General features: G+C 65.1%; 16 protein-coding genes and 1 pseudogene. 9 read left to right on the top strand and 8 right to left on the bottom strand.

The window, feature by feature from the left end; genetic code table 11:
- Positions 1 to 169 precede the first annotated feature (169 nt).
- The 6 genes from PG896_RS03135 to PG896_RS03110 form a co-directional block, all read right to left on the bottom strand.
- Positions 170 to 931: an SDR family oxidoreductase gene (locus PG896_RS03135; RefSeq protein WP_113725435.1), complete on the bottom strand. Its 762-nt coding sequence runs from the start codon at positions 929 to 931 to the stop codon at positions 170 to 172.
- 71 nt (positions 932 to 1002) lie between these two features.
- Positions 1003 to 1923: a 3-hydroxyisobutyrate dehydrogenase gene (mmsB, locus tag PG896_RS03130; RefSeq protein WP_201871953.1), complete on the bottom strand. Its 921-nt coding sequence runs from the start codon at positions 1921 to 1923 to the stop codon at positions 1003 to 1005.
- Positions 1924 to 1950: 27 nt separating this feature from the next.
- A complete protein-coding gene (locus tag PG896_RS03125) occupies positions 1951 to 3051 on the bottom strand; it encodes an enoyl-CoA hydratase/isomerase family protein (protein WP_270835367.1) in 1101 nt (366 codons plus the stop codon).
- Between the two features lie 78 nt (positions 3052 to 3129).
- Positions 3130 to 3921: an enoyl-CoA hydratase gene (locus tag PG896_RS03120; RefSeq protein WP_010674596.1), complete on the bottom strand. Its 792-nt coding sequence runs from the start codon at positions 3919 to 3921 to the stop codon at positions 3130 to 3132.
- Between the two features lie 118 nt (positions 3922 to 4039).
- Entirely contained in the window at positions 4040 to 5197 is a 1158-nt protein-coding gene (locus PG896_RS03115) for an acyl-CoA dehydrogenase family protein (protein ID WP_270835366.1), read from the bottom strand.
- A 79-nt stretch (positions 5198 to 5276) separates the two neighbouring features.
- Positions 5277 to 6788, bottom strand: a complete 1512-nt coding sequence (locus PG896_RS03110) for a CoA-acylating methylmalonate-semialdehyde dehydrogenase (protein ID WP_270835365.1) — start codon at positions 6786 to 6788, stop codon at positions 5277 to 5279.
- Between the two features lie 256 nt (positions 6789 to 7044).
- Between PG896_RS03110 and PG896_RS03105 the strand changes: the two genes are divergently transcribed.
- The 8 genes and pseudogenes from PG896_RS03105 (at position 7045) to PG896_RS03070 (ending at position 18958) form a co-directional block, all read left to right on the top strand.
- Positions 7045 to 8193 (top strand): isovaleryl-CoA dehydrogenase, encoded by a 1149-nt coding sequence (locus PG896_RS03105; protein WP_109112914.1) that lies wholly within the window; start codon positions 7045 to 7047, stop codon positions 8191 to 8193.
- Entirely contained in the window at positions 8190 to 9806 is a 1617-nt protein-coding gene (locus tag PG896_RS03100; protein ID WP_270835364.1) for a carboxyl transferase domain-containing protein, read from the top strand. The genes PG896_RS03105 and PG896_RS03100 overlap by 4 nt, the downstream gene beginning before the upstream one ends.
- Positions 9807 to 9815: 9 nt before the next feature.
- Positions 9816 to 10664 carry an enoyl-CoA hydratase-related protein gene (locus PG896_RS03095; RefSeq protein WP_042878770.1) on the top strand — a complete coding sequence of 283 codons (849 nt, stop codon included), beginning with the start codon at positions 9816 to 9818 and terminating at the stop codon, positions 10662 to 10664.
- Positions 10661 to 12625 (top strand): acetyl/propionyl/methylcrotonyl-CoA carboxylase subunit alpha, encoded by a 1965-nt coding sequence (locus PG896_RS03090; RefSeq protein ID WP_111896675.1) that lies wholly within the window; start codon positions 10661 to 10663, stop codon positions 12623 to 12625. Before PG896_RS03095 ends, PG896_RS03090 begins: the two co-directional genes overlap by 4 nt.
- Positions 12622 to 13593: a hydroxymethylglutaryl-CoA lyase gene (locus PG896_RS03085; RefSeq protein ID WP_270835363.1), complete on the top strand. Its 972-nt coding sequence runs from the start codon at positions 12622 to 12624 to the stop codon at positions 13591 to 13593. The genes PG896_RS03090 and PG896_RS03085 overlap by 4 nt, the downstream gene beginning before the upstream one ends.
- 54 nt (positions 13594 to 13647) lie before the next feature.
- A complete protein-coding gene (locus tag PG896_RS03080; RefSeq protein ID WP_103243207.1) occupies positions 13648 to 14061 on the top strand; it encodes a MerR family transcriptional regulator in 414 nt (137 codons plus the stop codon).
- Positions 14062 to 14332: 271 nt separating this feature from the next.
- A pseudogene (locus PG896_RS03075) lies at positions 14333 to 17239 on the top strand (DUF748 domain-containing protein).
- A gap of 1122 nt (positions 17240 to 18361) precedes the next feature.
- A complete protein-coding gene (locus PG896_RS03070) occupies positions 18362 to 18958 on the top strand; it encodes an acetate uptake transporter (RefSeq protein WP_029314465.1) in 597 nt (198 codons plus the stop codon).
- An 80-nt stretch (positions 18959 to 19038) separates the two neighbouring features.
- Here PG896_RS03070 and PG896_RS03065 read toward each other — a convergent pair whose 3' ends face one another.
- Positions 19039 to 19848, bottom strand: a complete 810-nt coding sequence (locus PG896_RS03065; protein WP_104452893.1) for a zinc-dependent peptidase — start codon at positions 19846 to 19848, stop codon at positions 19039 to 19041.
- Between the two features lie 18 nt (positions 19849 to 19866).
- Positions 19867 to 20280, bottom strand: a complete 414-nt coding sequence (locus tag PG896_RS03060) for a GNAT family N-acetyltransferase (protein ID WP_029314462.1) — start codon at positions 20278 to 20280, stop codon at positions 19867 to 19869.
- 330 nt (positions 20281 to 20610) lie between these two features.
- Between PG896_RS03060 and PG896_RS03055 the strand changes: the two genes are divergently transcribed.
- On the top strand, positions 20611 to 22110 hold the full coding sequence (locus tag PG896_RS03055; protein ID WP_010674582.1) for an alanine/glycine:cation symporter family protein: 1500 nt from the start codon (positions 20611 to 20613) through the stop codon (positions 22108 to 22110).
- The last annotated feature ends 46 nt before the right edge of the window (positions 22111 to 22156 follow it).

Genomic DNA, 22156 nt, shown 5'->3' with positions numbered 1-22156 from the left:
TGAGCTGGTTCAAATTAAGAAAGACCCGTTGATATTTCACGACTTTTCATGATGCCGCCCCGCTTTTCAAAAGCCGGACCTGCATGGCTATGCACCCTTGCACTGGGGCCTTCCCCCTGCAAAAACGCCCCTGCAGGAGGGGCGTCAGAGAGGGTATATACAGGGGGGGCTAGAGCCTCAAGCCGCCGTCCAGCTCGATCATCCGCCCCGACAGATAGTCGTTGGCAAGGATGAACTGCACCGTCTGGGCCAGCTGCGCCGCCTGCCCCAGGGTGCCCACCGGGATGGCCTGCTGCATGCGGGCCATGGCTTCGGGTTTCATCGCCGCCGTCATGTCGGTGGCAAAGACGCCGGGGGCGATGCCCATCACCCGGATGCCGTGACGGGCCAGCTCCTTCCCCCAGGTGACCACCAGAGAGGCCACTCCCGCCTTGCTGGCGGCATAGTTGCTCTGGCCCATGTTGCCAGCCCGGGCGATGGAGGAGATGTTGATGATGACGCCCCCCTCCCCGCCGATGGCCATCAGCGCCGCCCCCTCGCGCCCGCACAGGAAAGTGCCGGTGAGATTGACGTCGATGACGCTCTGCCACTGGGCCAGGCTCATCTTCTCCGTCAGTGCCCCCTCCTTCACCTTGATCAGCATGCCGTCGCGCAGGATGCCGGCACAGTTGACGAGGCCGTGCAAGGCCCCGAACTGATCCTTGATGGCGGCGAAGGTCGCCTCGACCTCCGGCTCGCTTGCCACGTTGCAGACGAACAGGGCGCAGCGGCCGTCACGGCTGCGCACCTCCGCCTCGGTCACCTCCAGATCGGTGCGGTTGACGTCGATGAGGGCCAGCACGGCCCCCTGCTCCGCCAGACTCAGGGCGATGGCGCGGCCTAGCCCCCTGCCCGCCCCCGTGATGGCGATGACTTTCCGTGTGATATCCATAAATGCTCCTGGTGAGATGGCCGGTGACTGTCGAGTCAAAGACTATCGGGTAAATAGGTAGATAACGGCCCTTAACCCGGCGCAGTTTTATCCCGATAGAGCTCGAGGATACTGGAGAAATCCTTGTTCTCCTGGCCCTGGCTCCCGTGCAGGTTGAAGAGGTTGCGGGCCAGGGCCCCCATGGGCACGGCGCTGTGGGCATGTTCCGCCAACGCCATGGCGAGCCCCAAATCTTTGACCATCAGCCGGGTCATGAAGCCCCCCTGATAGCCACGCGACGCCGGCACGTTCTCCATCACCCCGGGCCAGGGGTTGTAGCGCTCCAGGCTCCAGTTGTTGCCCGAACTCTTGCCCATGATGGTGGAGAGCACGGCGGGATCCAGCCCCTCCTTGACCCCGAGCGCCAGCGCCTCGGCGGTGCCCGCCATGTGGATGGCGAGCAGCATGTTGTTGCACATCTTGGCGATCTGGCCGGCGCCAAGGGCCCCGGCGTGAAACAGGTTCTGCCCCATGCAGGCGAGCACGGGTCTGGCCGCTTCAAAATCCGCTTGTTCGCCGCCGACGATGAAGGTGAGGGTGCCCGCCGCCGCACCGGCCACGCCTCCCGAGACGGGTGCATCGAGAAAACGGATGCCGCGCGCCTTCGCCGCCGCCCCCACCTGACGGGCCGAGGCCACGTCTATGGTGGAGCAGTCGATGACCAGGGCGCCGGGCGACAGGGCCGTCAGCAGATCCTGGCCGCCCCGCTCACCGGCACTCTCCCCCAGCCAGAGGCTGCGCACGTGCTCGCCCGCTGGCAGCATGCTGATGACCAGCTCGCAGCCGCTCACCGCTTCCCGGGCATTGCCGGTGGCGAGGCAGCCGGCCTCGATGGCGCGGGTCAGGCTCTCGGGCACCAGATCAAACACCTGCACCCTGTGCCCCGCCCTGGCCAGGTTGGCGGCCATGGGGCCCCCCATGTTGCCAAGCCCGATAAACCCAATCCTTGTCATGGTGTGCTCCTTGTGTGTGATCGCATGTCAGCGGGGGCGCAAGGGGTTGTCACCCTCGGGCCAGCGATAGAAGGCATCCAGCCAGGCCTCCCCTGCCTGCGGGGCCTGCCAGCGAGGGGACTTGTCCTTGTCGATGAGCAGGGCCCGTACCCCTTCCACAAAATCCCCTTTGAGTACGCAGTTGACCGAGAGGGCCAACTCGTCGGCAAACACCTCGGCCAGGGACTGGCGCCGTGCCTGCCAGAACTGGCGCCAGAGAATGGCGCGGCTGATGGGGCTGCCGCGAAGGCAGGTCTCCCGCCCCTGAGTCAGCGCCGGTTCGTCCAGCTCGGCGCCCTCGAGGCGTGCCAGCACCCCTTGCAGAGAGCGGCCAGCCAACAGCGCATCGATGCGGGCCTGGTGGGGCAGCAGTACGGGAGGCGGCAATGCCTGACCAGGGGCTTCCTGCAAATCGGTGAGCAGCACCTCGATCTGCTCGCAGGGGTCGCCTGCAGACCAGTCGAGGGCGGCGAGGCGCACCGGCAGTTCCACCCGCTCGCGGCTCCCCATGGCATGATCCGCGAGCCCCAGGCCGATGGCATCCGCCCCGTTGAAGCGGGCACCGGTGAGGCCAAGCCAGAGTCCGAGCCGCCCCGGCATCCGGCTCAAAAACCAGCTGGCCCCCACGTCCGGATAGAGGCCTATGGTCACCTCCGGCATGGCGAACAGACTCTTTTCGGTCACCACCCGGAACCCGGCCCCGGCAAAGAGACCGATGCCGCCCCCCATGCAGATGCCGTCCGCCACGCAGACAAGGGGCTTGCCGTAGCAGTGGATGTGGTGATCGAGCCGGTACTCCTGTTCGAAGAAGTCGCGGGCATAGCCAAACAGTGCCGACTCGCTCCCCTCCTGCTTGCGGTAATAAAAGGAGCGGATGTCGCCACCGGCGCAGAATGCCTTCTCGCCGGCCCCCTGCAACAGCACGCAGACGATGGCCGGATCCTGCTCCCAGCGGGTCAACGCCCCCTGCAACAACTGGATCATCTCAAGGCTCAGGGCATTGAGGGAGGCGGGGCTGTCCAGAGTCAGCATGCCGATGTGGCGGCCATCCGCCGTGGGGCGGGTCTCGATGCGCACGGGCTCACTCATGGGCAGCCCCCGCAGACCGGGTATCTGCCCCTGCGACATGGCGGGTCGCCATCATTACCTCATTCATCCTTCACTCCCTCACTCTTTCGGTTTGGATTGGTCGTAACGCCAGCGCGGGGCCCGCTTCTCCAGGAAGGCCGCCACCCCTTCGCGCTGGTTGGCATCGTCAAACAGGGCGAGAAAGAGGCTGCGCTCGAGTGGCAGCGCCGCGTCCCTGTGGGTGCTTCGCCCCTGATTGATGAGCTGTTTGCAGGCACGCAGGGCGCTCGGGCTCTGGCGCTCCACCAGCTGGGCCATCTGCTGCGCCGCCTCCCAGGCGTGCCCCTCGGTCACCACCTCCTCCACCAGCCCCATCTCGTAGGCCAGGGTGGCGCTCACCTTCTCGCCGCAGAGGATCATCCGCTTGGCCCATCCCGGTCCCACCAGCTCGGTGAGGCGCTGGGTGCCGCCGGCGCAGGGCAGCAAGCCCACCGAGGCCTCCGGCAACCCCAGCTTGGCCTGCTGCTCGGCGATGCGGATGTCGCAGGCCAGCGCGACTTCGAGCCCCCCTCCCATGGCATAACCGTTGATGGCGGCGATGCTGACCCCGTGAAAGCGGGCCAGCGCCTCGAAGGCGTGGCCAAAGGCCTCGGCCACCTCGCGGGCGTGCGCCAGGCTGCCGTCGGCGAACATCTTGAGATCGGCGCCAGCGCAGAAGAATTTCTCTCCGGCACCGCGGATCACCAGGGCCACCACGTCGGGGCGACCATCCAGCTCCACCATCATCTGCAAGAAGGCTTTCAGGCTGGCGAGCGTCCAGGTGTTGGCGGGTGGGTGATCGAGGGTGATGTAGGCCACGTGGCCGTGATATTCGAGCCTGATCCTTGTCATTGCGTTGTCCTTGTCAAAAAAACTGCCCCATGATGACAGGGTTGAATGGAGCCAACCTGCACCTGGCTCACAAAGCATGAGGACGCGCCGACTGCGTCCTCAGAGCAGGCCCCTCCCGCTACTCCAGCGACAGGCCGGGGTCGGCCAGCAGGTGGCGGGCGATGATGAGCCGCATCACTTCATTCGTCCCTTCCAGAATGCGGTGCACCCGGGTGTCGCGCAGATAGCGCTCAAGCGGATACTCGCGGATATAACCATAGCCGCCAAAGAGTTGCAGGGCGTCGTCGCAGATGCGGTGACCCACGTCGGTGGCAAAACGCTTGGCCATGGCGCACCAGGCACTCTTGTCCGGGCTGCCCTCATCGAGTTTGGCGGCCGCCTGGCGCACCAGCAGGCGGGCGGCGGCGAGCTCGGTGGCCATGTCGGCCAGGCGAAACTGCACGCTCTGGAATTCGCTGATCGGGTGTCCAAATTGCTGACGCTGGCGCACGTGCTCCAACGCGTCGTCCAGGGCCTGCTGGGCGGTGCCCAGCGAACAGCTGGCGATGTTGATGCGCCCCCCATCGAGCGCCTGCATGGCGAACTTGAACCCTTCCCCCTCCTGCCCCAGCCGGAAGCGAGCGGGAATGCGCACGGCATTGAAGTTCACCTCCCGGGTCGGCTGGCTGTTCCAGCCCATCTTTTCCTCCGCCTTGCCGTAGCTCACGCCGGGGGTCTGGGCCGGTACCATGAAGGCGGAGATCCCCTTGGCCCCCTCGCCACCGGTGCGGGCCATCACCACCAGCACGTCGGTGCTGCCGGCGCCCGAGATGAACACCTTGCTGCCATCGAGGAGGTAATCCGCGCCATCGCGCACGGCGCGGGTCTTGAGGGCCGCAGCGTCGGAGCCCGCCCCCGGCTCGGTGAGGCAGTAGGATCCCAGCAACTCGCCGCTGGCGAGCCTGGGTACCCACTCCTCGGCCACCTCGGCAAGTAACCAGCTGCCCAGCATCCAGCTCACCATGTTGTGGATGGTGAGATAGGCGGTGGTGGAGGTACAGCCCATGGCGAGGCGCTCGAAGATGAGGCTGGCATCGAGCCGGCTCAGGCCCAGGCCGTCATACTGCTCCGCGGTATAGAGGCCGCACAGGCCCAGCGCCGCCGCCTGCTTGATGGTGGGGATGGGGAACTCGTGCTCCCTGTCCCAGCGCGCGGCGTGGGGTTTGAGCGCCAGATCGGAGAAGGCGCCGGCCGACTCGACACAGGCCCGTTGGGATTCGGTCAGGGTAAAATCCATCTTGTTCGCTTCCTTTGTATTTGTTCCGTCGATCCGTTGCTGTCAATGGGGGCACCAGGGCAAAGTGGGCAACCTGCCATCAGCGCAGCTGAATGGTCATATTGGGGCCGCTGGGAATGTCTTCGTCGAACCAGCGCTCCGTCACCGTCTTGGTCTCGGTGTAAAAACGCACCGCCTGCTTGCCGTAGGCATGCAGATCCCCGTAGAAGGAGCCACGCCAGCCGGTGAAGGAGAAGAACGGCAGCGGCACCGGGATGGGCACGTTGATCCCCACCTGGCCCACCGCCACCTCGTGGCGGAACTTGCGAGCGGCGGCGCCACAGCCGGTGAAGAGGGAGGTGCCGTTGCCATAGGGGTTGGCGTTGATGAGGGCAAGCGCCTCGTCGAGGCTCTCCACCTCGAGGCAGGCCAGTACGGGCCCGAAGATCTCCTCCCGGTAGATGCGCATCTCGGGGGTCACGCCGCGAAACAGGGTCGGTCCCACCCAGTTGCCCACCGGGTAGCCGGGTACGTCGCAAAAACGGCCGTCCAGCAGGCACTCGGCTCCCTCGGCAATCCCCGCCTCGATAAGCCCCTCCACCCTGACTTTCGCCTCCGGGCTGATGAGGGGGCCATAAGCCGCCTCGGGGTCGTGCCAGACGCCGGGTTTCACCTTGGCGAACTCGGCGGCGAGCTCGGGGATCCACTCCCGGGCGCTCCCCACGAACACCGCCACGCTGATGGCCATGCAGCGCTGACCGGCGGCGCCGACTCCGGCTCCCACCAAGTTGCTGAGCACCTGCGCCTTGTTGGCATCCGGCATGATCACCATGTGATTCTTGGCGCCGACAAAACACTGGGCGCGCTTGAGCTGCGACGTGGCGCTGCGATAGACGTGACCGCCCACCCGGGCCGAGCCCACGAAACTGACTGCCTTGACATCGGGATGGGCCAGCAGCGCATCCACCTGATCGGCGCCGCCATGCACCACCGACAGAATGCCCTTGGGGGCCCCCGCCTCGGTAAACAGCTCGGCCAGGCGCATGGGGGTGAGAGGATCCTGCTCGGAGGGCTTGAGCACGAAGCCGTTGCCGCAGGCCACCGCCAGCGGGAACATCCAGAGCGGGATCATGGCCGGGAAGTTGAACGGCGTGATGCCGACGCAGACCCCGAGGGGCTGCACCCAGGAGTGGCCATCCACCCGGCGCGCCACGTTGCCCATGGTCTCCCCCAGGGTCTGGCTCGCGATGGCGCAGGCCTGCTCCACCACCTCGATGCCGCGCCACACATCCCCCTTGGCATCCGCCAGGTTCTTGCCGGTTTCCTGGGCCAGCAGGGTCGCCAGCTCGTCATGATGCACTTTCAACAGATGCTGGTAGTTGAACATCACCCGAGCCCGCTCGGAGGGAGGCACCTCCCGCCACTGCAGGTAGGCGTCGTGGGCGGTGCGCACCGCCAGCTCAATTTCCGCAGAGGTAGCTTTCGGCACCCGCGCCAGCAGATGCTGGTCCGCCGGGTCGGTCACCTCTATCCACTCGTCGCTTGCGGACGGACACGCCTCGCCACCGATGTAGAGCGGCAGATCCCCGTACTGGGTGCGATGCTGGCTCATGCCCCCCTCCTAGCCCGTTGGCAGGCGATGGCAGGCCACCCTGGGCCGGCCACATCCATGTTGCTGTTGCACATCCTGTTCACTCCTTGCGCTCCTCTGCCCGGGTAGCCCTTGCGGCGGGCTGCCATCGAATTTACCTTAGACTAACAACTCATTTACGTTTACGCTAACGTAAACTTGAATCACGAATGGACTGACCAGTCATCACCCTGATGGCAGGGGAAATCGGCAGTCCACTGCACCAAGGAGAGCACGGATGCATGCCCTGATGGATGAAACCCTCCAGGCCCTGACCGAACAGGTCGAGGCTTTCTGCCAGAAAGTGATCGCACCGCGCGCCAGCGAGATCGATCAGAGCAACGCTTTCCCCCGGGATCTCTGGCCCCGCATGGGTGAGCTGGGGCTGCACGGCATCACGGTGGCGGAGGAGTATGACGGGGTGAACCTCGGCTATCTGGCCCATGTGCTGGTGATGGAGCAGGTGAGCAGCGCCAGCGCCTCGGTCGGCCTCTCCTACGGCGCCCACTCCAATCTCTGCATCAACCAGATCCACCGCCACGGCACCCCTGATCAGAAGGCGAGATATCTGCCCTCCCTCGTCAGCGGCAAACACGTGGGGGCGCTGGCCATGAGCGAGCCGGGTGCCGGCTCCGACGTGGTGAGCATGCGCCTCACTGCGGTGCGCGAGGGAGATCACTTCGTGCTGAACGGCAACAAGATGTGGATCACCAATGGGCCCGATGCCAACACCTTCGTCATCTATGCCAAGACGGATGCCGCCGCCGGGCCCAAAGGGATTTCCGCCTTTATCGTCGAGGCGGGGACTCCCGGTTTTTCCACCGCCCAGAAGCTCGACAAGCTCGGCATGCGCGGCTCCAGTACCTGCGAGCTGGTGTTCGACAACTGCCGGGTGCCACAGGAGAACCTGCTGGGTCCCCTGCACGGCGGGGTCAAGGTACTGATGAGCGGGCTCGACTACGAGCGGGTGGTGCTGGCAGCAGGCCCCCTTGGCATCATGCAGGCCTGCATGGACGTGGTGCTTCCTTATGTGCGCGAGCGCAAGCAGTTCGGTCAGGCCATCGGCGAGTTCCAGCTGGTGCAGGGCAAGCTCGCCGACATGTATACCCGTCTCGCCAGCAGCCGGGCGCTGGTCTATTCGGTGGCGAGCGCCTGCGATCAGGGCCGCACCAGCCGCAAGGATTGCGCCGCCGCCATCCTGTTTGCCGCCGAGAACGCCACCCAGATGGCCCTCGATGCCATCCAGCTGCTCGGCGGCAACGGCTACATCAACGAATACCCCACAGGCCGCCTGCTGCGGGACGCCAAACTCTACGAAATCGGCGCCGGCACCTCGGAGATCCGCCGCTGGCTCATCGGCCGCGAGCTGATGGGAGAGAGCGCATGAGCAGGATCCACTCCCGTCTCGACACCGCGAGCCCCGACTATGAGGCCAATCGGGCCGCCATGCAGGCACTGGTCGACGATCTGAATACCCGCCTGGAGGAGATAGCCCAGGGCGGGGGCGCGGCCAACAACGCCCGCCACCAGGCCCGTGGCAAGCTGCTGCCCCGGGAGCGCATCGACCAGCTGCTGGACCCGGGTTCCCCCTTTCTCGAGCTCTCGGCCCTGGCCGGCTGGCAGGTCTATGACGAACCGGTGCCCGCCGCTGGCATCCTCACCGGCATCGGCCGGGTCTCGGGGCGCCTGTGCATGCTGGTGGTGAATGACGCCACCGTGAAGGGCGGCACCTACTACCCCCTCACGGTGAAAAAGCACCTGCGCGCCCAGGCCATTGCCGAGCGGCTGCGCCTCCCCTGCCTCTATCTGGTGGATTCCGGCGGCGCCTTTTTGCCGATGCAGGACGAGGTGTTCCCCGACCGGGAGCATTTTGGCCGCATCTTCTACAACCAGGCTCGCATGTCGGCCCAGAGCATCCCCCAGCTGGCGGTGGTGATGGGGCTCTGCACCGCCGGCGGCGCCTATGTGCCCGCCATGGCGGACGAGTCCATCATGGTCAGGGAGCAGGCCACCCTCTTTCTGGCGGGCCCACCCCTGGTCAAGGCCGCCACCGGCGAGGAGATCAGCGCAGAAGCCTTGGGCGGCGCCGAGGTACACTGCGCCCACTCCGGGGTGGCGGATCACATGGCCCGGGACGATGCCCATGCCCTGGCCATCGCCCGCACCCTGGTAAGCAACCTGGGTGACAGCCAGACGGCGGCGTCACCGGCCCCATCCGCTCCCTCCTATGATGAGCCGCACTACCCCATCGAGGAGCTCTACGGCCTGGTGGGCACCAGTCTCAAGCGCCCCTATGACGCACGAGAACTGATCGCCCGGCTGGTGGATGGCTCTGTGTTTGACGAATTCAAGGCGTTGTTCGGCACTACCCTGGTGACGGGTTTTTCCCGCATTGAGGGCATGCAGGTGGGGATCCTCGCCAACAATGGCGTGCTGCACAGCGACAGCGCCCAGAAGGGAGCCCACTTCATCCAGCTTTGCAACCAGCGGGGGATCCCGCTGCTGTTTCTGCAAAACATCACCGGTTTTATGGTAGGAAGTACGGCGGAGAAAGAGGGGATCGCCAAGCACGGCGCCAAGCTGGTGACCGCCGTGGCCTGCAGCCGGGTGCCCAAGATCACCCTGATCGTCGGCGGCAGCTTCGGCGCTGGCAACTACGGCATGTGCGGGCGCGCCTATGAACCGGATTTTCTCTTCAGCTGGCCCAACAGCCGCATCTCCGTCATGGGGGGCGAGCAGGCGGCCGGGGTGCTGGTGCAGGTGCGCCGGGACAAGCTGGCCGCCGAGGGCAAGACTCTGGGCGAGTCGGAGGCGGCCGCCATTCGCGCCCCGGTGATCGCGCAATACGAGCGCCAGGGTCACCCCTATTACGCCAGTGCTCGCCTGTGGGATGACGGCGTCATCGACCCGGCCCAGAGCCGCACCGTGCTGGCCCTGGCGCTGGCGGCCTGCCAGGGGGCCGAGCCTGGCCCTCTGCAGTACGGCATCTTCCGGATGTAAGGAGTTCATATGTCAGACCCGCTCTTCAACGATCCCCTTGCCCATTTTCGCCTTGAGCGCCACGGCCCGGTGATCGAGCTGGTGCTCGCCCGCCCGGCCCGTCACAACGCCCTCGATGCCGACCTGATGCAGGGGCTGCTCGACTGTCTCGACGAGTTGGCCCACGGCCAGCCGCTGGCCGACCGCCCCCACGTGCTGCTGCTGCGCGCCGAGGGGCCGCATTTTTGCGCGGGCGCCGATCTCGAGTGGATGCGCAAGATGGCCGGGGAGGCGTTCGACCCCCGCGCCTTTGACAAGAATCGCGAGGACGCCCGGGTGCTGGCCCACCTGATGCAGGCACTGGACGAGCTGCCCTTCCCCACGGTGGCCCTGGTGCAGGGGGCCGCCTACGGCGGAGCCTTAGGCCTTGTCTGCGCCTGCGACATCGTGCTGGCCAGCGAAAATGCCCGCTTCTGCCTCTCCGAGGTGACCCTGGGACTGGTGCCTGCGGTGATCAGCCCCTACGTGGTGCGCGCCATGGGGATGCGCCAGGCCCGCCGCTACATGCTGAGCGCGGAGCCCTTCGATGCCATCACCGCCTGCCGACTCAACGTGGTGCACAGGCTCAGCCAGCCTGATCAGTTGCTGGCGGAGGGACGCGCCATGGCCCTGCGGTTATGTCGCAACGGCCCCCAGGCGATGAAGGAGACCAAGCGGCTGCTGGCCGCCCTCGAAGGGCGCCCAGGCCACCAGCACGAAGAGCAGACCGTCGAGACCATCGCCCGGGTACGGGTCGGTCTCGAGGCACAGGAGGGGATCCAGGCCTTCTTCGACAAACGCCCCCCCACCTGGCGCCCCCGTTTCAAGGACGAAGCATGACCCATCACACTCCCATCAAGCGCCTGCTGATCGCCAATCGCGGTGAAATCGCCGTGCGCATCATCAAGACAGCACGACGCCTCGGCATTCACACCATCGCCCTCTACTCCGACGCCGACGCCCGCGCCATGCACGTGCGCGAAGCCGACGAGGCCTGGCATCTGGGGCCGGCCCCCGCCCGGGAGAGCTACCTCGACACCGGCAAGGTGCTCAAGATTGCCAAAGAGGCGAATGCCGACGCCATCCACCCGGGCTACGGTTTCCTGTCCGAGAACAGCGACTTTGCCACCGCCTGCGAGCAGCGGGGCGTGCGCTTTGTCGGCCCAAGCGGCGCCGCCATCCTCGCCATGGGGGACAAGTCGGGCGCCAAGGCGCTGATGCAGGCAGCCGGCGTCCCCGTGCTGCCCGGTTATCACGGCGCGGATCAGCACCCCGGCTTTTTGCGCGATCAGGCGAGCCAGGTGGGCTTCCCGCTCCTTATCAAGGCGGCCAGCGGCGGCGGTGGCAAGGGGATGCGCCGGGTCGATCAGCTGGCCGACTTTGACGACGCCCTGGCGGCGGTCAAGCGGGAGGCGAGTGCCGCCTTTGGCGACGACCATGTGCTGCTGGAGCGCTATCTCCCCCGCGCCCGCCACGTGGAGGTGCAGGTCTTTGCCGATGCCCTTGGCAACGCCATCTATCTGGGGGACAGGGACTGCTCCTTGCAGCGCCGCCACCAGAAGGTGATCGAAGAGGCCCCCGCCCCCGACATCTCCCCTGCCCTGCGCCGCGCCATGGGCGAGGCGGCCGTGGCGGCGGCCAAGGCCATCGCCTATCGGGGGGCCGGCACCATCGAGTTTCTGCTCTGCAAGGAGGAGTTCTTCTTCATGGAGATGAACACCCGGTTGCAGGTGGAGCATCCGGTTACCGAGGCCATCACAGGTCAGGATCTGGTGGCCTGGCAGCTGGCGGTGGCCGAGGGCAAACCGCTGCCCCTCACCCAGGATGAAGTGGTGCTGCGTGGCCACGCGGTGGAGGCGCGCCTCTACGCCGAGGACGTGGCCGCCGGTTTTCTGCCAGCGAGCGGCCCCATCCACTGGCTCACCTGGCCCAAGGGGGTGCGCATCGACACCGGCGTCACCGCTGGCGATGAGGTGAGCCCCTATTACGACCCCATGATCGCCAAGCTCGTCGCCCACGCACCGAGCCGCAGCGAAGCCTTTGCCACCCTGGCCGATGCCCTGGCAGCCCTGGATCTCGGCCCTCTGGTGCACAACGGCCCGCTCCTGCAGCGCCTGTGCGAAGCGCCAGAGGTGCTGGCGATGCGCCACCACACCCAGTGGCCCATTCCCACCGACACCTTGCCCGTTCCGGCGCTCGCCTGGCCCCTCGCCACCCTCTGGCTCGCCACTTGCAAGCGCGATGCCTCCCCCTGGCAGCAGGCCGCAGGCTTTCGGCTGGGCCCCACCCGCCGCTTTTGCGCCACGGTGCGCATCGGCGAGGAGACCCGCACTCTCACCCTCGCCGAGCGAGGGGGCGCCCTGCTCTGGCAGGGCGAGCAGATCCCGTTTGAACTCGGGTCAGATCAGATCCGCCTGTGCCAGAGTGGACATTGGCAGCGCTATCCGGTGCAGCCCCTCGGCGAGGGCGCCTATTTGCTGCACCTGGCGGGCAGGCGCATCCGCTTCTCGCTCGATGATCAGCATCATCAGCTCCACCATGATCATGACACGAGCCATGTCCCGGGCATCCTGGCCCCCATGCACGGCATCGTGGTGGCGCTGCAGGTCGAGGCCGGCCAGCCGGTCAGCAAGGGGCAACCCCTGCTGGTGCTGGAGGCGATGAAGATGGAGCACGTCCTAAAGGCCGACCGGGACGGGGTGATTGAGGCCCTGCAGTGCCGCCAGGGGGAACAGGTGAGCCAGGGCGCCGTGCTGGTGCGCTTTGTCGAGGACCATACCGCGCAGGAGGAGCGCTCATGAGCCACACGCACGAGAACCGGGACGACAAGGTCAGCCTGGTGGAGATGGGGCCGCGGGACGGCCTGCAAAATGAAGCTGCGACCCTCTCCCTGGCGCAGCGGCTGGCGTTCATCGCCCGCCTAGCCGAGAGCGGGTTGCAGCGCATCGAGGTGGGGGCCTTCGTCTCCCCCAAAAAGGTGCCGCAGATGGCGGATTCCGCCGCACTCTTCAACGCCCTGCCGCGCAGGGGGCCGACCCGCTATGGTGCCCTGGTGCCCAATCTGCAGGGTCTGCAGGCCGCCATCGCCGCACGCGCCGACGAGATAGGCCTCTTCACCGCCTGCTCGGACGGCTTCACCCGGGCCAACATCGGCATCAGCGTGGAAGAGTCCCTGGTGCGCTTCGCCCCCCTGGTGCAGGAGGCGCGCAGCCTCGGCATCAAGGTGCGCGGCTACCTCTCCACCGTCATCGCCTGCCCGTTCGACGGCCCGACCCGCCCGAAACGGGTCGCCGCCCTGGCCGAGCGGCTGCTGGATCTGGGCTGCCACGAGATATCCCTCGGCGACACCATCGGCGTCGGCACCCCGGGCACCGTGGCTCCCATGCTGGATGCGGTACTGCACGAGATCCCGGCGGGCCGGCTTGCGGTTCATTTTCACGACACCTATGGCCAGGGGCTGGCCAACCTGCTGCCGGCGCTCGAGCGCGGGATCCGCACCATCGACTGCTCGGTGGCCGGGCTCGGCGGCTGCCCCTATGCCCCCGGCGCCTCCGGCAATGTGGCGTCGGAAGAGGTGGTCTATCTGCTGCACGGCCTTGGCATGAGCACCGGCGTCGATCTCGACCAGCTGGCCGCCACCGGCCAGTGGGTGAGCGAGCTGCTGGGGCACCCCAACGGCTCCCGGGTCGGCCAGGCCCTGCACGGGAGGGGACGGCACCTAGCACAAGAGCGCGAGCAGCGCACCCCGGGAGGCCATCATGCATCATGAACCCGGCCCTTGCCGCGGGGCCAGGACCCCGCCAGCTCATCAGGAGGGCGCACCATGAGAGCCAGACACGCCAGTGGCAAGGAGAGGACCTACAGCATCTCGGAGCTGGCCCAGGAGTTCGACATCACCCCCCGCACCATCCGCTATTACGAGGACGAGGGGCTCATCACCCCGACCCGGGAGGGGCAGACCCGTATCTACAGCCACAAGGACAGGATCCGCCTGAAATTGACCCTGCGCGGCAAGCGCCTCGGGTTCAGCCTGGCGGAGATCCGCGAGCTGTTCGACATGTACGACACCGACCGCTCCAGCCGGATGCAGCTTCACTCCATGATCCAGCTCATCGAGGCCAGACGCCACTCCCTGCGCCAGCAGCTGGAGGACATCCAGATGGTGATGGCCGAGCTCGATGTCGCCGAGCAGCGCTGCATCCACTCCCTCGGCGGCTTGAAAACCGACGGGGATTGACAGACTCTGGGGGGATCTCGCCCCCGGTATCCCGGTTTTCCAGTGGATATTCGCAGTGGCAGGCCCTGACCCGGCAACCCCCTTGTTCCCCACATCGCCCGTCACGGCATGCCGGACAGACTGGGCGGTTTGGGCAAGCGGCGAGGTGGGGCAAACGGGGGAAATCCGGCCTTGGTCGCACAATAATTCCCCAGCCCGGTCAGAGTGCGGCGCACCTCATGAGTCCTTCCCATGAACCGGGCACGATTAATTGCTACCATATGCGCATCAAATGGAGACCATCATGCTCAAGCCTCTGCCCGCTCGTCTGCTGCGCTATGCCCTCTATCTTCTCGCGCTCCTGCTCATCGGCATCACCATCCTGCTCTGGCAGGCGCCGACCCTCATCCAGCGCCATCTCCCCGGCTGGCTTGCCACCCATTACGGTCTGCACCTCTCCCTTGGCAAGATAGAGGTGGGGATCCGCTCCCCCTCCCTCGTGCTGGGGCCCAGCGCCCTGCTCGATGACAAGCAGCAAGCACTGGTGTCATTTGAAGAGCTGAAGCTCATTCCCGCCTTGAAAGCGAGCTGGCAGCAGCGCGCCCTGGTACTGGAAGAGGCCACCCTGACCGCCCCCAAGGCAGATCTGGTGCGCCTCGAGGATCTCAAAGGGGAGGCGCGCTTCAATCTGACCGATGCACTGGCCTCCCTGCTCTCCCCTGCGCCGGAGCAAACACCGCCAGCTAGCGCCGAGCCCGTGCTGGTGACCATCGGCAAGCTGTCCGTCGAGCAGGGCCGGCTCAGCTACCGGGACAGCCGCAAGCAGAGCAGCCCGGGGTGGGTGCCGCCCCTCACCCTGGACAAGCTCACCCTGCACCTGCCCGGCTTTTCCAGCGCAGACGGGGTGCTCAACCCCTATCGCCTGAGCGCCACCGTCAACGAGAAAAGCCCCCTCAAGGCCGAAGGGGAGTTCGACATGATGAGCGGCGCCGGCAAGGGCAACCTCAGCCTTGGCAAGGTGGCCATCGCCCCCTTCGCCCCCCTCTGGGCCCCCTATCTCAAGGCGACCCTCGCCAAAGGGGAGGCCAGCGCCGAGCTCGCCTATCGCCTCACCCAGGGCAAGCAGGGACTGGACTGGCAGTTGTCAAAGGGCAAGCTGACCCTGGCCAACTGGCAGCTCACACGCAACAAGGGGGAGGAATTTGCCCGCTTCAAGCAGTTGGCGCTGACCGGGATCCGCATCGATGGCAACAAGCAGCGCCTTGAGCTCGATGCCGCCACCCTCAAGAGCCCGGCCATCACCGCCGTCCTCGACCACCAGCAACAACTGGATCTCGCGGACCTGCTGATCCCCCAGAAGACCCCCAAGGGGGGCAAACAACCGGCCACCCCCGCCAAGCCCTGGCAATGGGCCCTCAAGCAGACCCGCATCGACCAGGGCAGCCTCACCCTGACCGAAGCCACCAGCGGCAAGCCCCTGAAACGGGCAATCTCCGCCATCGCCCTCACCCTGGGGCCCCTTGGCAGCCAGGCCGCCCAACCCAGCCCCCTCACCCTCAACGCAGCCCTCGACACCAGGACGACGGTGGCGTTTGACGGCACCCTGGGGCTGACCCCCTTCACCCTGAACGGCGCCATCCGCCAGCAGGGGCTGCCGCTGACCCTGGCCCAACCCTACCTGCAGGATCTGCTGCGCATCAGCGTGCGGGACGGCGAGCTTGCCAGCCGCACCAGACTTGACCTGGTCACCGACCGCCAGGGGGCCATCAGCAAGCTGGAGATAAGCGGTGGACTCGAGGTCGCGGGGCTCAACGTGCTGGATCGGGCCGACAACCAGCGCCTGCTCCAGATAGAGAATCTGCAATTGAGCGGCCTGCACTATGATGGCCTGAGCCAGCAACTGCGCATCGCCGACATCCTGCTCAGCAAACCCTATGCCCGCATCGAGATCAACGAAGAGGGGATCACCAACGTGCAGCAACTGCTGCTGCCGCAACCCGCCGCGAACGCCAGGGAGAGCGCCCCCGCCCCGCACATCGTCATCGATCAGATCCGTACCGCCCAGGGCAACCTGCGCTTCGCCGATCGCAGCCTGAGCCCGGAGTTCGTGGTGGACATCGCCTCCCTCGACGGCTAGAGCCGCCATATCAGCAACACCCCGGGGCAGCGCTCCGAGCTCGCCTTCAACGGCAAGGTGGACCGCTACGCCCCCGTCACCATCCGGGGGGGCGCCAACCTGCTCATCGAGGATCCCGTGCTGGATGTGGCCGTGGCCTTCAACAATCTGGAGCTCACCACCTTCACCCCCTACTCCAGCACCTATGCAGGCTATGCCATCGACAAGGGGCAGCTCTCCATGAAACTCAACTACAAGCTGCAGGGCAACCGGCTGGAGGGGGACAACGACATCACCATCAAGAAGCTGCAACTCGGGGAGAAGGTCAAGAGCGAGCAGGCCAAGGATCTGCCCCTCGGCCTCGCCATCGCCCTGCTGAGCGATTCGAACGGCGTCATCAAGATGAACCTCAAGGTGAAGGGCAATCTGGATCAGCCTGATTTCAGCCTGGGCAACATCTTCTGGGACGTGCTCGGCAATACCCTCGGCAAGGCCATCACCTCCCCCTTCTCCCTGCTTGCGTCCTTGACGGGGGGCACCAAGGATCTCGACGAGCTCCCCTTCCTGCCTGGCGATCCCGCCCTGACCCCGACACAGCAGACCAAGCTGACCACCCTCGCCCAGGCCCTCAAGGAGAGGCCCAAGCTCAGCATGAACATCCGCGGCAAGGTCAACTTCAACGAAGAGCGCCCCATCCTTCAGCGCCAGAAGCTTGAGCGGCTGCTGGCCAAGATCACCGGCAGCCCGGTGGATTTGACGCTGCTGGAGCAGGATCCCGCCATGCAATCCGCACTGGCAGAGGCCTATGAAGCCAAGTTCAACGAAGATCTCGGGGATCTGGCCGACCGGTTGCGACTCGATGAAGGGAGCGAGGCCCTGCGCGCCCAGGCGGTGCTCCTGCTACGGGATCAGCAGCTCATCACCGCCAAGTCCCTGCGAAACCTCGCCATGCGCCGCGCCCAGAACACCAAGGAGTATCTGGTGGATACCCAGGGCATCGCGCCGGAGCGCCTCTTCGTGCTCGACAGCCAGGTGAAGGAGACGGACAAGGAAGCCAAGGTGGTGCTGACCCTGGACAACTGATCCGGCGCCCGCCGGATGCCCCTCTTGTTTGCCCCGACGGCATATGGCCCAAGGGGCTCCCACCCCCGACCCCCACCGGATAACGCCTTCCTGGCCATTTTAAGGTGCCCACCGCCCAGATACCCGTGCGGTGCCAGTTGCTCGACCCTTTCTCATCCCTTTCTTTCCCGCCGGAGCGAGCGGGCGGTGGCTGGTCCCGCGCTTTGCCCCTGCTGTTCCCTTTGTGCCTAGCGGCGGCGACATCATGGTGGAGCTGCCTTATCCCTGCTTGCCTCCCCTTCTCTAACCTCCCCCGACCCCTGCCATCAGGATTTATCTCTCGCTAGCCGTCTCGAAAGATCTCGTTATCCCGTTATCCCGTTATCCCGTTATCCCGTTATCCCGCATGTCGGCATGTCGGCATGTCGGCATGTCGGCATGTCGGCATGTCGGCATGTCGGCATGTCAAAATAGATGGCCGATTAGATATACAGTGTCTAATCGGGCCAATCCTGAACACCCTCTCGCGCACGCCACAGGGCCAACCCCGCGCCCCCCTTCCATTTCGAAGCGTCTTTACTGGGCCCATGGCCCATCCCGCCTCTGGCTTTCTGACAAGGGCAGCCTCTGATCCTGCCCGTTAATCTTGCGCCCCTTTCGCCCGTGGCAGTCAACACAGCGCGCCTGCGGGTTTCTCAGGCGCCCCGCCCTTGTGTAGGGAACACGGTGGCGAGCGCGGGGTTGACGAGAAAATGGGGAGCGCAACGGACACTGCGATGGCAAGCGATACGGGAGGTCCATGCGCCACAAACAGGAGGGAAACACTCTGGTCTGATGGCATATGAACTCATTTTTCAATCAAACCGCCATGACGCGACCATCCGGGGCGCGTTTCCCTCACCAGTCCCAGTCACCATCGTCGTTGCCGACTTTCATGCCAAGTTGCCTTTTATACAAAATCGCAACGTTGAAAACGTTTTTCATTCACCACTCGTCTACCTGAATGGCACGAATGGTTGGCCACTTAAACTTTCGTGTTCTTTTTTTACCATTTCTGTGTGTCCCCCCCTTGCCCGGGCCCCTGAGCCTGCCTAAAATCGCGCGTCTTTTATCAACCCCACCTCTATTGTTGGAGAACACCACGTGAGCGAAAAATTGGCCAACCCTGCCCCTCTGGGTCTGATGGGTTTCGGTATGACCACCATTCTGCTGAACATCCATAACGCAGGTTTCTTCCCCATCAGCGCCATGATCCTGGCCATGGGTCTGTGCTATGGCGGTCTGGCCCAGATCATCGCCGGCATCATGGAGTACAAGCGTGGCAACACCTTCGGTGTCACCGCCTTCATCTCCTACGGCACCTTCTGGTGGAGCCTGGTGTTCCTGCTGGTGATGCCGACCATGGGTCTGGCCGAGGCCACCCCGCACGCCTACATGGGCTGGTACCTGCTGATGTGGGGCATGTTCACCCTGTTCATGCTGATCGGGACCGTCAACTTCCCCCGCGTGAAGCAGTTCGTGTTCGCCTCCCTGACCGTGCTGTTCTTCCTGCTGGCTGCCCGTGACTTCACCGGCAGTACCCTGATCGGCACCATCGCCGGTTTCGAAGGCATCATCTGCGGCGCCAGCGCCATCTACCTGGCCATGGCCACCGTGATCAACGAGCAGTTCGGTCGCACCGTGCTGCCCATCGGCGAGCAGAAGAAAGCCGCTCCCGCCCAGCTCAAAGCCGCTGCCTAAGCACCCGGCGACATCGCTGTCACGAAAAAGGCACCCTCAGGGGTGCCTTTTGTGTTTCTGCCGCCCGGACGCAGTGCCGGTCAGCCCTGCGCTCCGGGATCTCCGGCCAGCAACCGGGTGGCCGGGTAGCGGGCAGCGGGATCCTGACCGTAGAAGCGGGCGAACTGGTCATAGACCGCAGGGTAGACGGCACGCAGACGCAACGGATCGGTGAAGAAGCTCTCGCTGCACACCGCGAAGAATTCGGCGGGGTGCGAGGCGGCGTAGGGGTCTATCTCGGTCACCTCCTCACTGGTCAACTGATCGTTCATCTCGTCAAACGCACCTTGCAGCGCCCGGGTCCATTGCTGGGGATCCATGCCCCGCGGCAGGGGCGGTGCACCGTCCGCATCCCCTCCCAGCATGTCGAGCTTGTGGGCAAGCTCATGGATCACCAGGTTGAATCCGTCCCAGTCCCCGTCCTGCTGCAATTCGCTCCAGGCCAGCACCAGTGGCCCCTGGGGCCAGGATTCACCGGCGTTCTCCTCTTCAAATTCGCTCACCAGCCCGAACTCGTCCTGCACCTCCTGACGACGGGTCACGGGCTCGGGGATGATGATCACCTCGTGGAAACCTCGATACCAATCGAACCCCAGGTGCAGGATGGGCAGCACTGCCTGCAGGGCCAGCACCCCCTGCTGGCGGGGCGTCAGTTCCACCCCGATCTGGGTGAGGGTCTTGCGCGAGAGAAAATGGCGCGCCAGCTCCATCAGCCTCTGCGCCTCTTCTTCTTCAAGCCCCTGCAAGATGGGCACCGCCGCCAGCGCCTCGCGCCACTCCTGCTCTTCTGGGAGACGAGGCTCCCGGGGAGATGCACCACCCAATACCTCTTTCAACCTGGACCAGAACACACAGACTCCTCTTGCCAATCAGACAGCTTTCACAAAACGTTTCGGACGCTCGCAATACCCTTGCGCCAGATAAAATCGGTGCGCCCCTTCGCGCTTGAGGCTGCTGGAGAGCTCCAGCTGGCCGCACCCCAGGGCTGCCGCCCGCTGCTCTGCCGCCGCCAGCAGCAGGGCCCCGATGCCCCCGCCCCTTGCACCCTCATCGACAACCAGCGCCGAGATCAGGCCCCAGGCTGGTGCAAGGTGCATGGGTTGCAAGTGGTGCCACACCAGCACCCCCACCGGGATCCCCTCGCACAGGGCTACCAGTACCTCCCGCGCCGGATCGGGCTGGGCCAGCCTGGCGCTGACCGCCCCGTCAGGGTTGGGGTAGCCCAACTGGGCAAACAACCCCGTCAATCCGGCCCCATCCGCCTCCCCGGCGAGGCGAATGATGTATCTGTTTTCCCTTGTTGCCACTCCTGGCCTCCTATTTGCATTACCTCAATCAGCCCTCTGGGCATGGCAAAGCGGCAGATGATGGGTATGTACCGAATCTTGTCCAGTTCCATTCACCATTTGTTAATGTCAATTCACAAATTAACAAAGCCACAACACTTTTCACTAGGAAGGCCCTGAACAAACCGATATGTTAAATCCCGCGGACTAACCAGTCGAAAGTCCCGCACAATCCTGAGTGACCCCCTTGGTCACCGCATATTTCAATGTTAAGGGAGCGAGGCATATAGACCTCGCCAAGACAGCGCAACAAAGGAGTTGTTGTACATGAATGAGATCGTCAATGCCATCAATGGCGTGATTTGGAGCCCAGCGCTCATCTATCTGTGTCTGGGGGTAGGCCTCTACTTCTCCCTGCGCAGCCGTTTCCTGCAACTGCGCCACTTGAAAGGCATGATACGCCTGATGTTTCAGGGCAAGGGCAACGATGCCGGTGTCTCCTCCTTCCAGGCACTCTCCATGACCCTGGCCGGTCGCGTCGGTACCGGCAACATCGCCGGTGTGGCCACTGCCATCACCTTCGGCGGCCCGGGCGCCCTGTTCTGGATGTGGATGGTCGCCTTCCTTGGCGCCAGCTCCGCCTTCGTGGAGTCCACCCTGGGCCAGGTCTACAAGGAGAAGATCAACGGTGAATATCGCGGCGGTCCGGCCTTCTACATCGAGAAGGGCCTGGGCATGAAGTGGTATGCCTGGACCTTCGCCATCGCCACCATCTTCGCCTGCGGCGTGCTGCTGCCGGGCGTGCAGGCAAACTCCATCGGCTCCAGCCTGCAGACCGCCTTTGCCATCGACCCCAACGTGACCGCCGCCGGTCTGGCGCTGCTGCTCGGTTTCATCATCTTCGGCGGCGTCAAACGCATCGCCAATTTCGCCAGTACCGTGGTGCCCTTCATGGCGCTGGGTTACATCATCGTGGCCTGCGTCATCATCGCCCTGAACATCGGCCAACTGCCGGGCGTGATCCTGCTCATCTGGAAGAGTGCCTTCGGGATGGAAGCCGGCTTCGGCGCCATTCTGGGTCTGGCCATCATGTGGGGTGTCAAGCGCGGGGTCTACTCCAACGAAGCCGCCCAGGGGACTGGCCCCCACGCCTCCTCCGCCGCGGCGGTGAGCCACCCGGCCAAGCAGGGCCTGGTGCAGGCGTTCTCCGTCTATATCGACACCCTGTTCGTCTGCTCCGCCACCGGCTTCATGCTGCTCATCACTGGCCTGTACAACGTGCAGGGTCCGGACGGTGCCGCCCTCTACACCGGCATCGCCGGCATCGCGGCAGGCCCCGGCTATGTGCAGACCGCCATGGAGAGCATGATGCCAGGCTTTGGCAACTACTTCGTCGCCATCGCCCTGTTCTTCTTCGCCTTCACCACCATCGTGGCCTACTACTACATCGCCGAAACCAACATCGCTTTTGTCAACCGCAAGATTAACCGCCCCTGGCTCACCTTCCTGCTGAAGATTGCGCTGATGGCTGCCACCGTCTACGGCACCGTCAAGACCGCCGATCTGGCCTGGGGCCTGGGTGACATCGGGGTCGGCCTGATGGCCTGGCTCAACATCGGTGCCATCCTGATGCTGCAAAAGCCGGCTTTCGCCTGTCTGAAAGACTACGAGGCACAGCTGGCCAAGGGTCTGGATCCCGTGTTCCACCCGGAAAAGCTCGGCATCAAGAACGCGGACTACTGGATTGAAAACCGCGCCGAAGTAAACCTGATGCGCGAGCAAACCGGCCACCCCTTCGAGGCGGACCCGGATACCGTTGCCAAGTAATCAGACGGCACAATGCAAAATGGCAGCTTCGGCTGCCATTTTCATT

Source organism: Aeromonas sp. QDB30, assembly GCF_027707645.1.
GTDB classification, from domain to species: Bacteria; Pseudomonadota; Gammaproteobacteria; order Enterobacterales; family Aeromonadaceae; genus Aeromonas; species Aeromonas caviae.
Note: the sequence above shows the minus strand (reverse complement) of the source record. Positions and strands in the feature narration are given on the sequence as shown.

Excerpts from the sequence above, each read along its gene's own strand:
- PG896_RS03135 (WP_113725435.1), bottom strand. The coding sequence starts at position 931 with ATGGATATCACACGGAAAGTCATCGCCATCACGGGGGCGGGCAGGGGG.
- mmsB (WP_201871953.1), bottom strand. The coding sequence starts at position 1,923 with ATGACAAGGATTGGGTTTATCGGGCTTGGCAACATGGGGGGCCCCATG.
- PG896_RS03125 (WP_270835367.1), bottom strand. The coding sequence starts at position 3,051 with ATGAGTGAGCCCGTGCGCATCGAGACCCGCCCCACGGCGGATGGCCGC.
- PG896_RS03120 (WP_010674596.1), bottom strand. The coding sequence starts at position 3,921 with ATGACAAGGATCAGGCTCGAATATCACGGCCACGTGGCCTACATCACC.
- PG896_RS03115 (WP_270835366.1), bottom strand. The coding sequence starts at position 5,197 with ATGGATTTTACCCTGACCGAATCCCAACGGGCCTGTGTCGAGTCGGCC.
- PG896_RS03110 (WP_270835365.1), bottom strand. The coding sequence starts at position 6,788 with ATGAGCCAGCATCGCACCCAGTACGGGGATCTGCCGCTCTACATCGGT.
- PG896_RS03105 (WP_109112914.1), top strand. The coding sequence starts at position 7,045 with ATGCATGCCCTGATGGATGAAACCCTCCAGGCCCTGACCGAACAGGTC.
- PG896_RS03100 (WP_270835364.1), top strand. The coding sequence starts at position 8,190 with ATGAGCAGGATCCACTCCCGTCTCGACACCGCGAGCCCCGACTATGAG.
- PG896_RS03095 (WP_042878770.1), top strand. The coding sequence starts at position 9,816 with ATGTCAGACCCGCTCTTCAACGATCCCCTTGCCCATTTTCGCCTTGAG.
- PG896_RS03090 (WP_111896675.1), top strand. The coding sequence starts at position 10,661 with ATGACCCATCACACTCCCATCAAGCGCCTGCTGATCGCCAATCGCGGT.
- PG896_RS03085 (WP_270835363.1), top strand. The coding sequence starts at position 12,622 with ATGAGCCACACGCACGAGAACCGGGACGACAAGGTCAGCCTGGTGGAG.
- PG896_RS03080 (WP_103243207.1), top strand. The coding sequence starts at position 13,648 with ATGAGAGCCAGACACGCCAGTGGCAAGGAGAGGACCTACAGCATCTCG.
- PG896_RS03055 (WP_010674582.1), top strand. The coding sequence starts at position 20,611 with ATGAATGAGATCGTCAATGCCATCAATGGCGTGATTTGGAGCCCAGCG.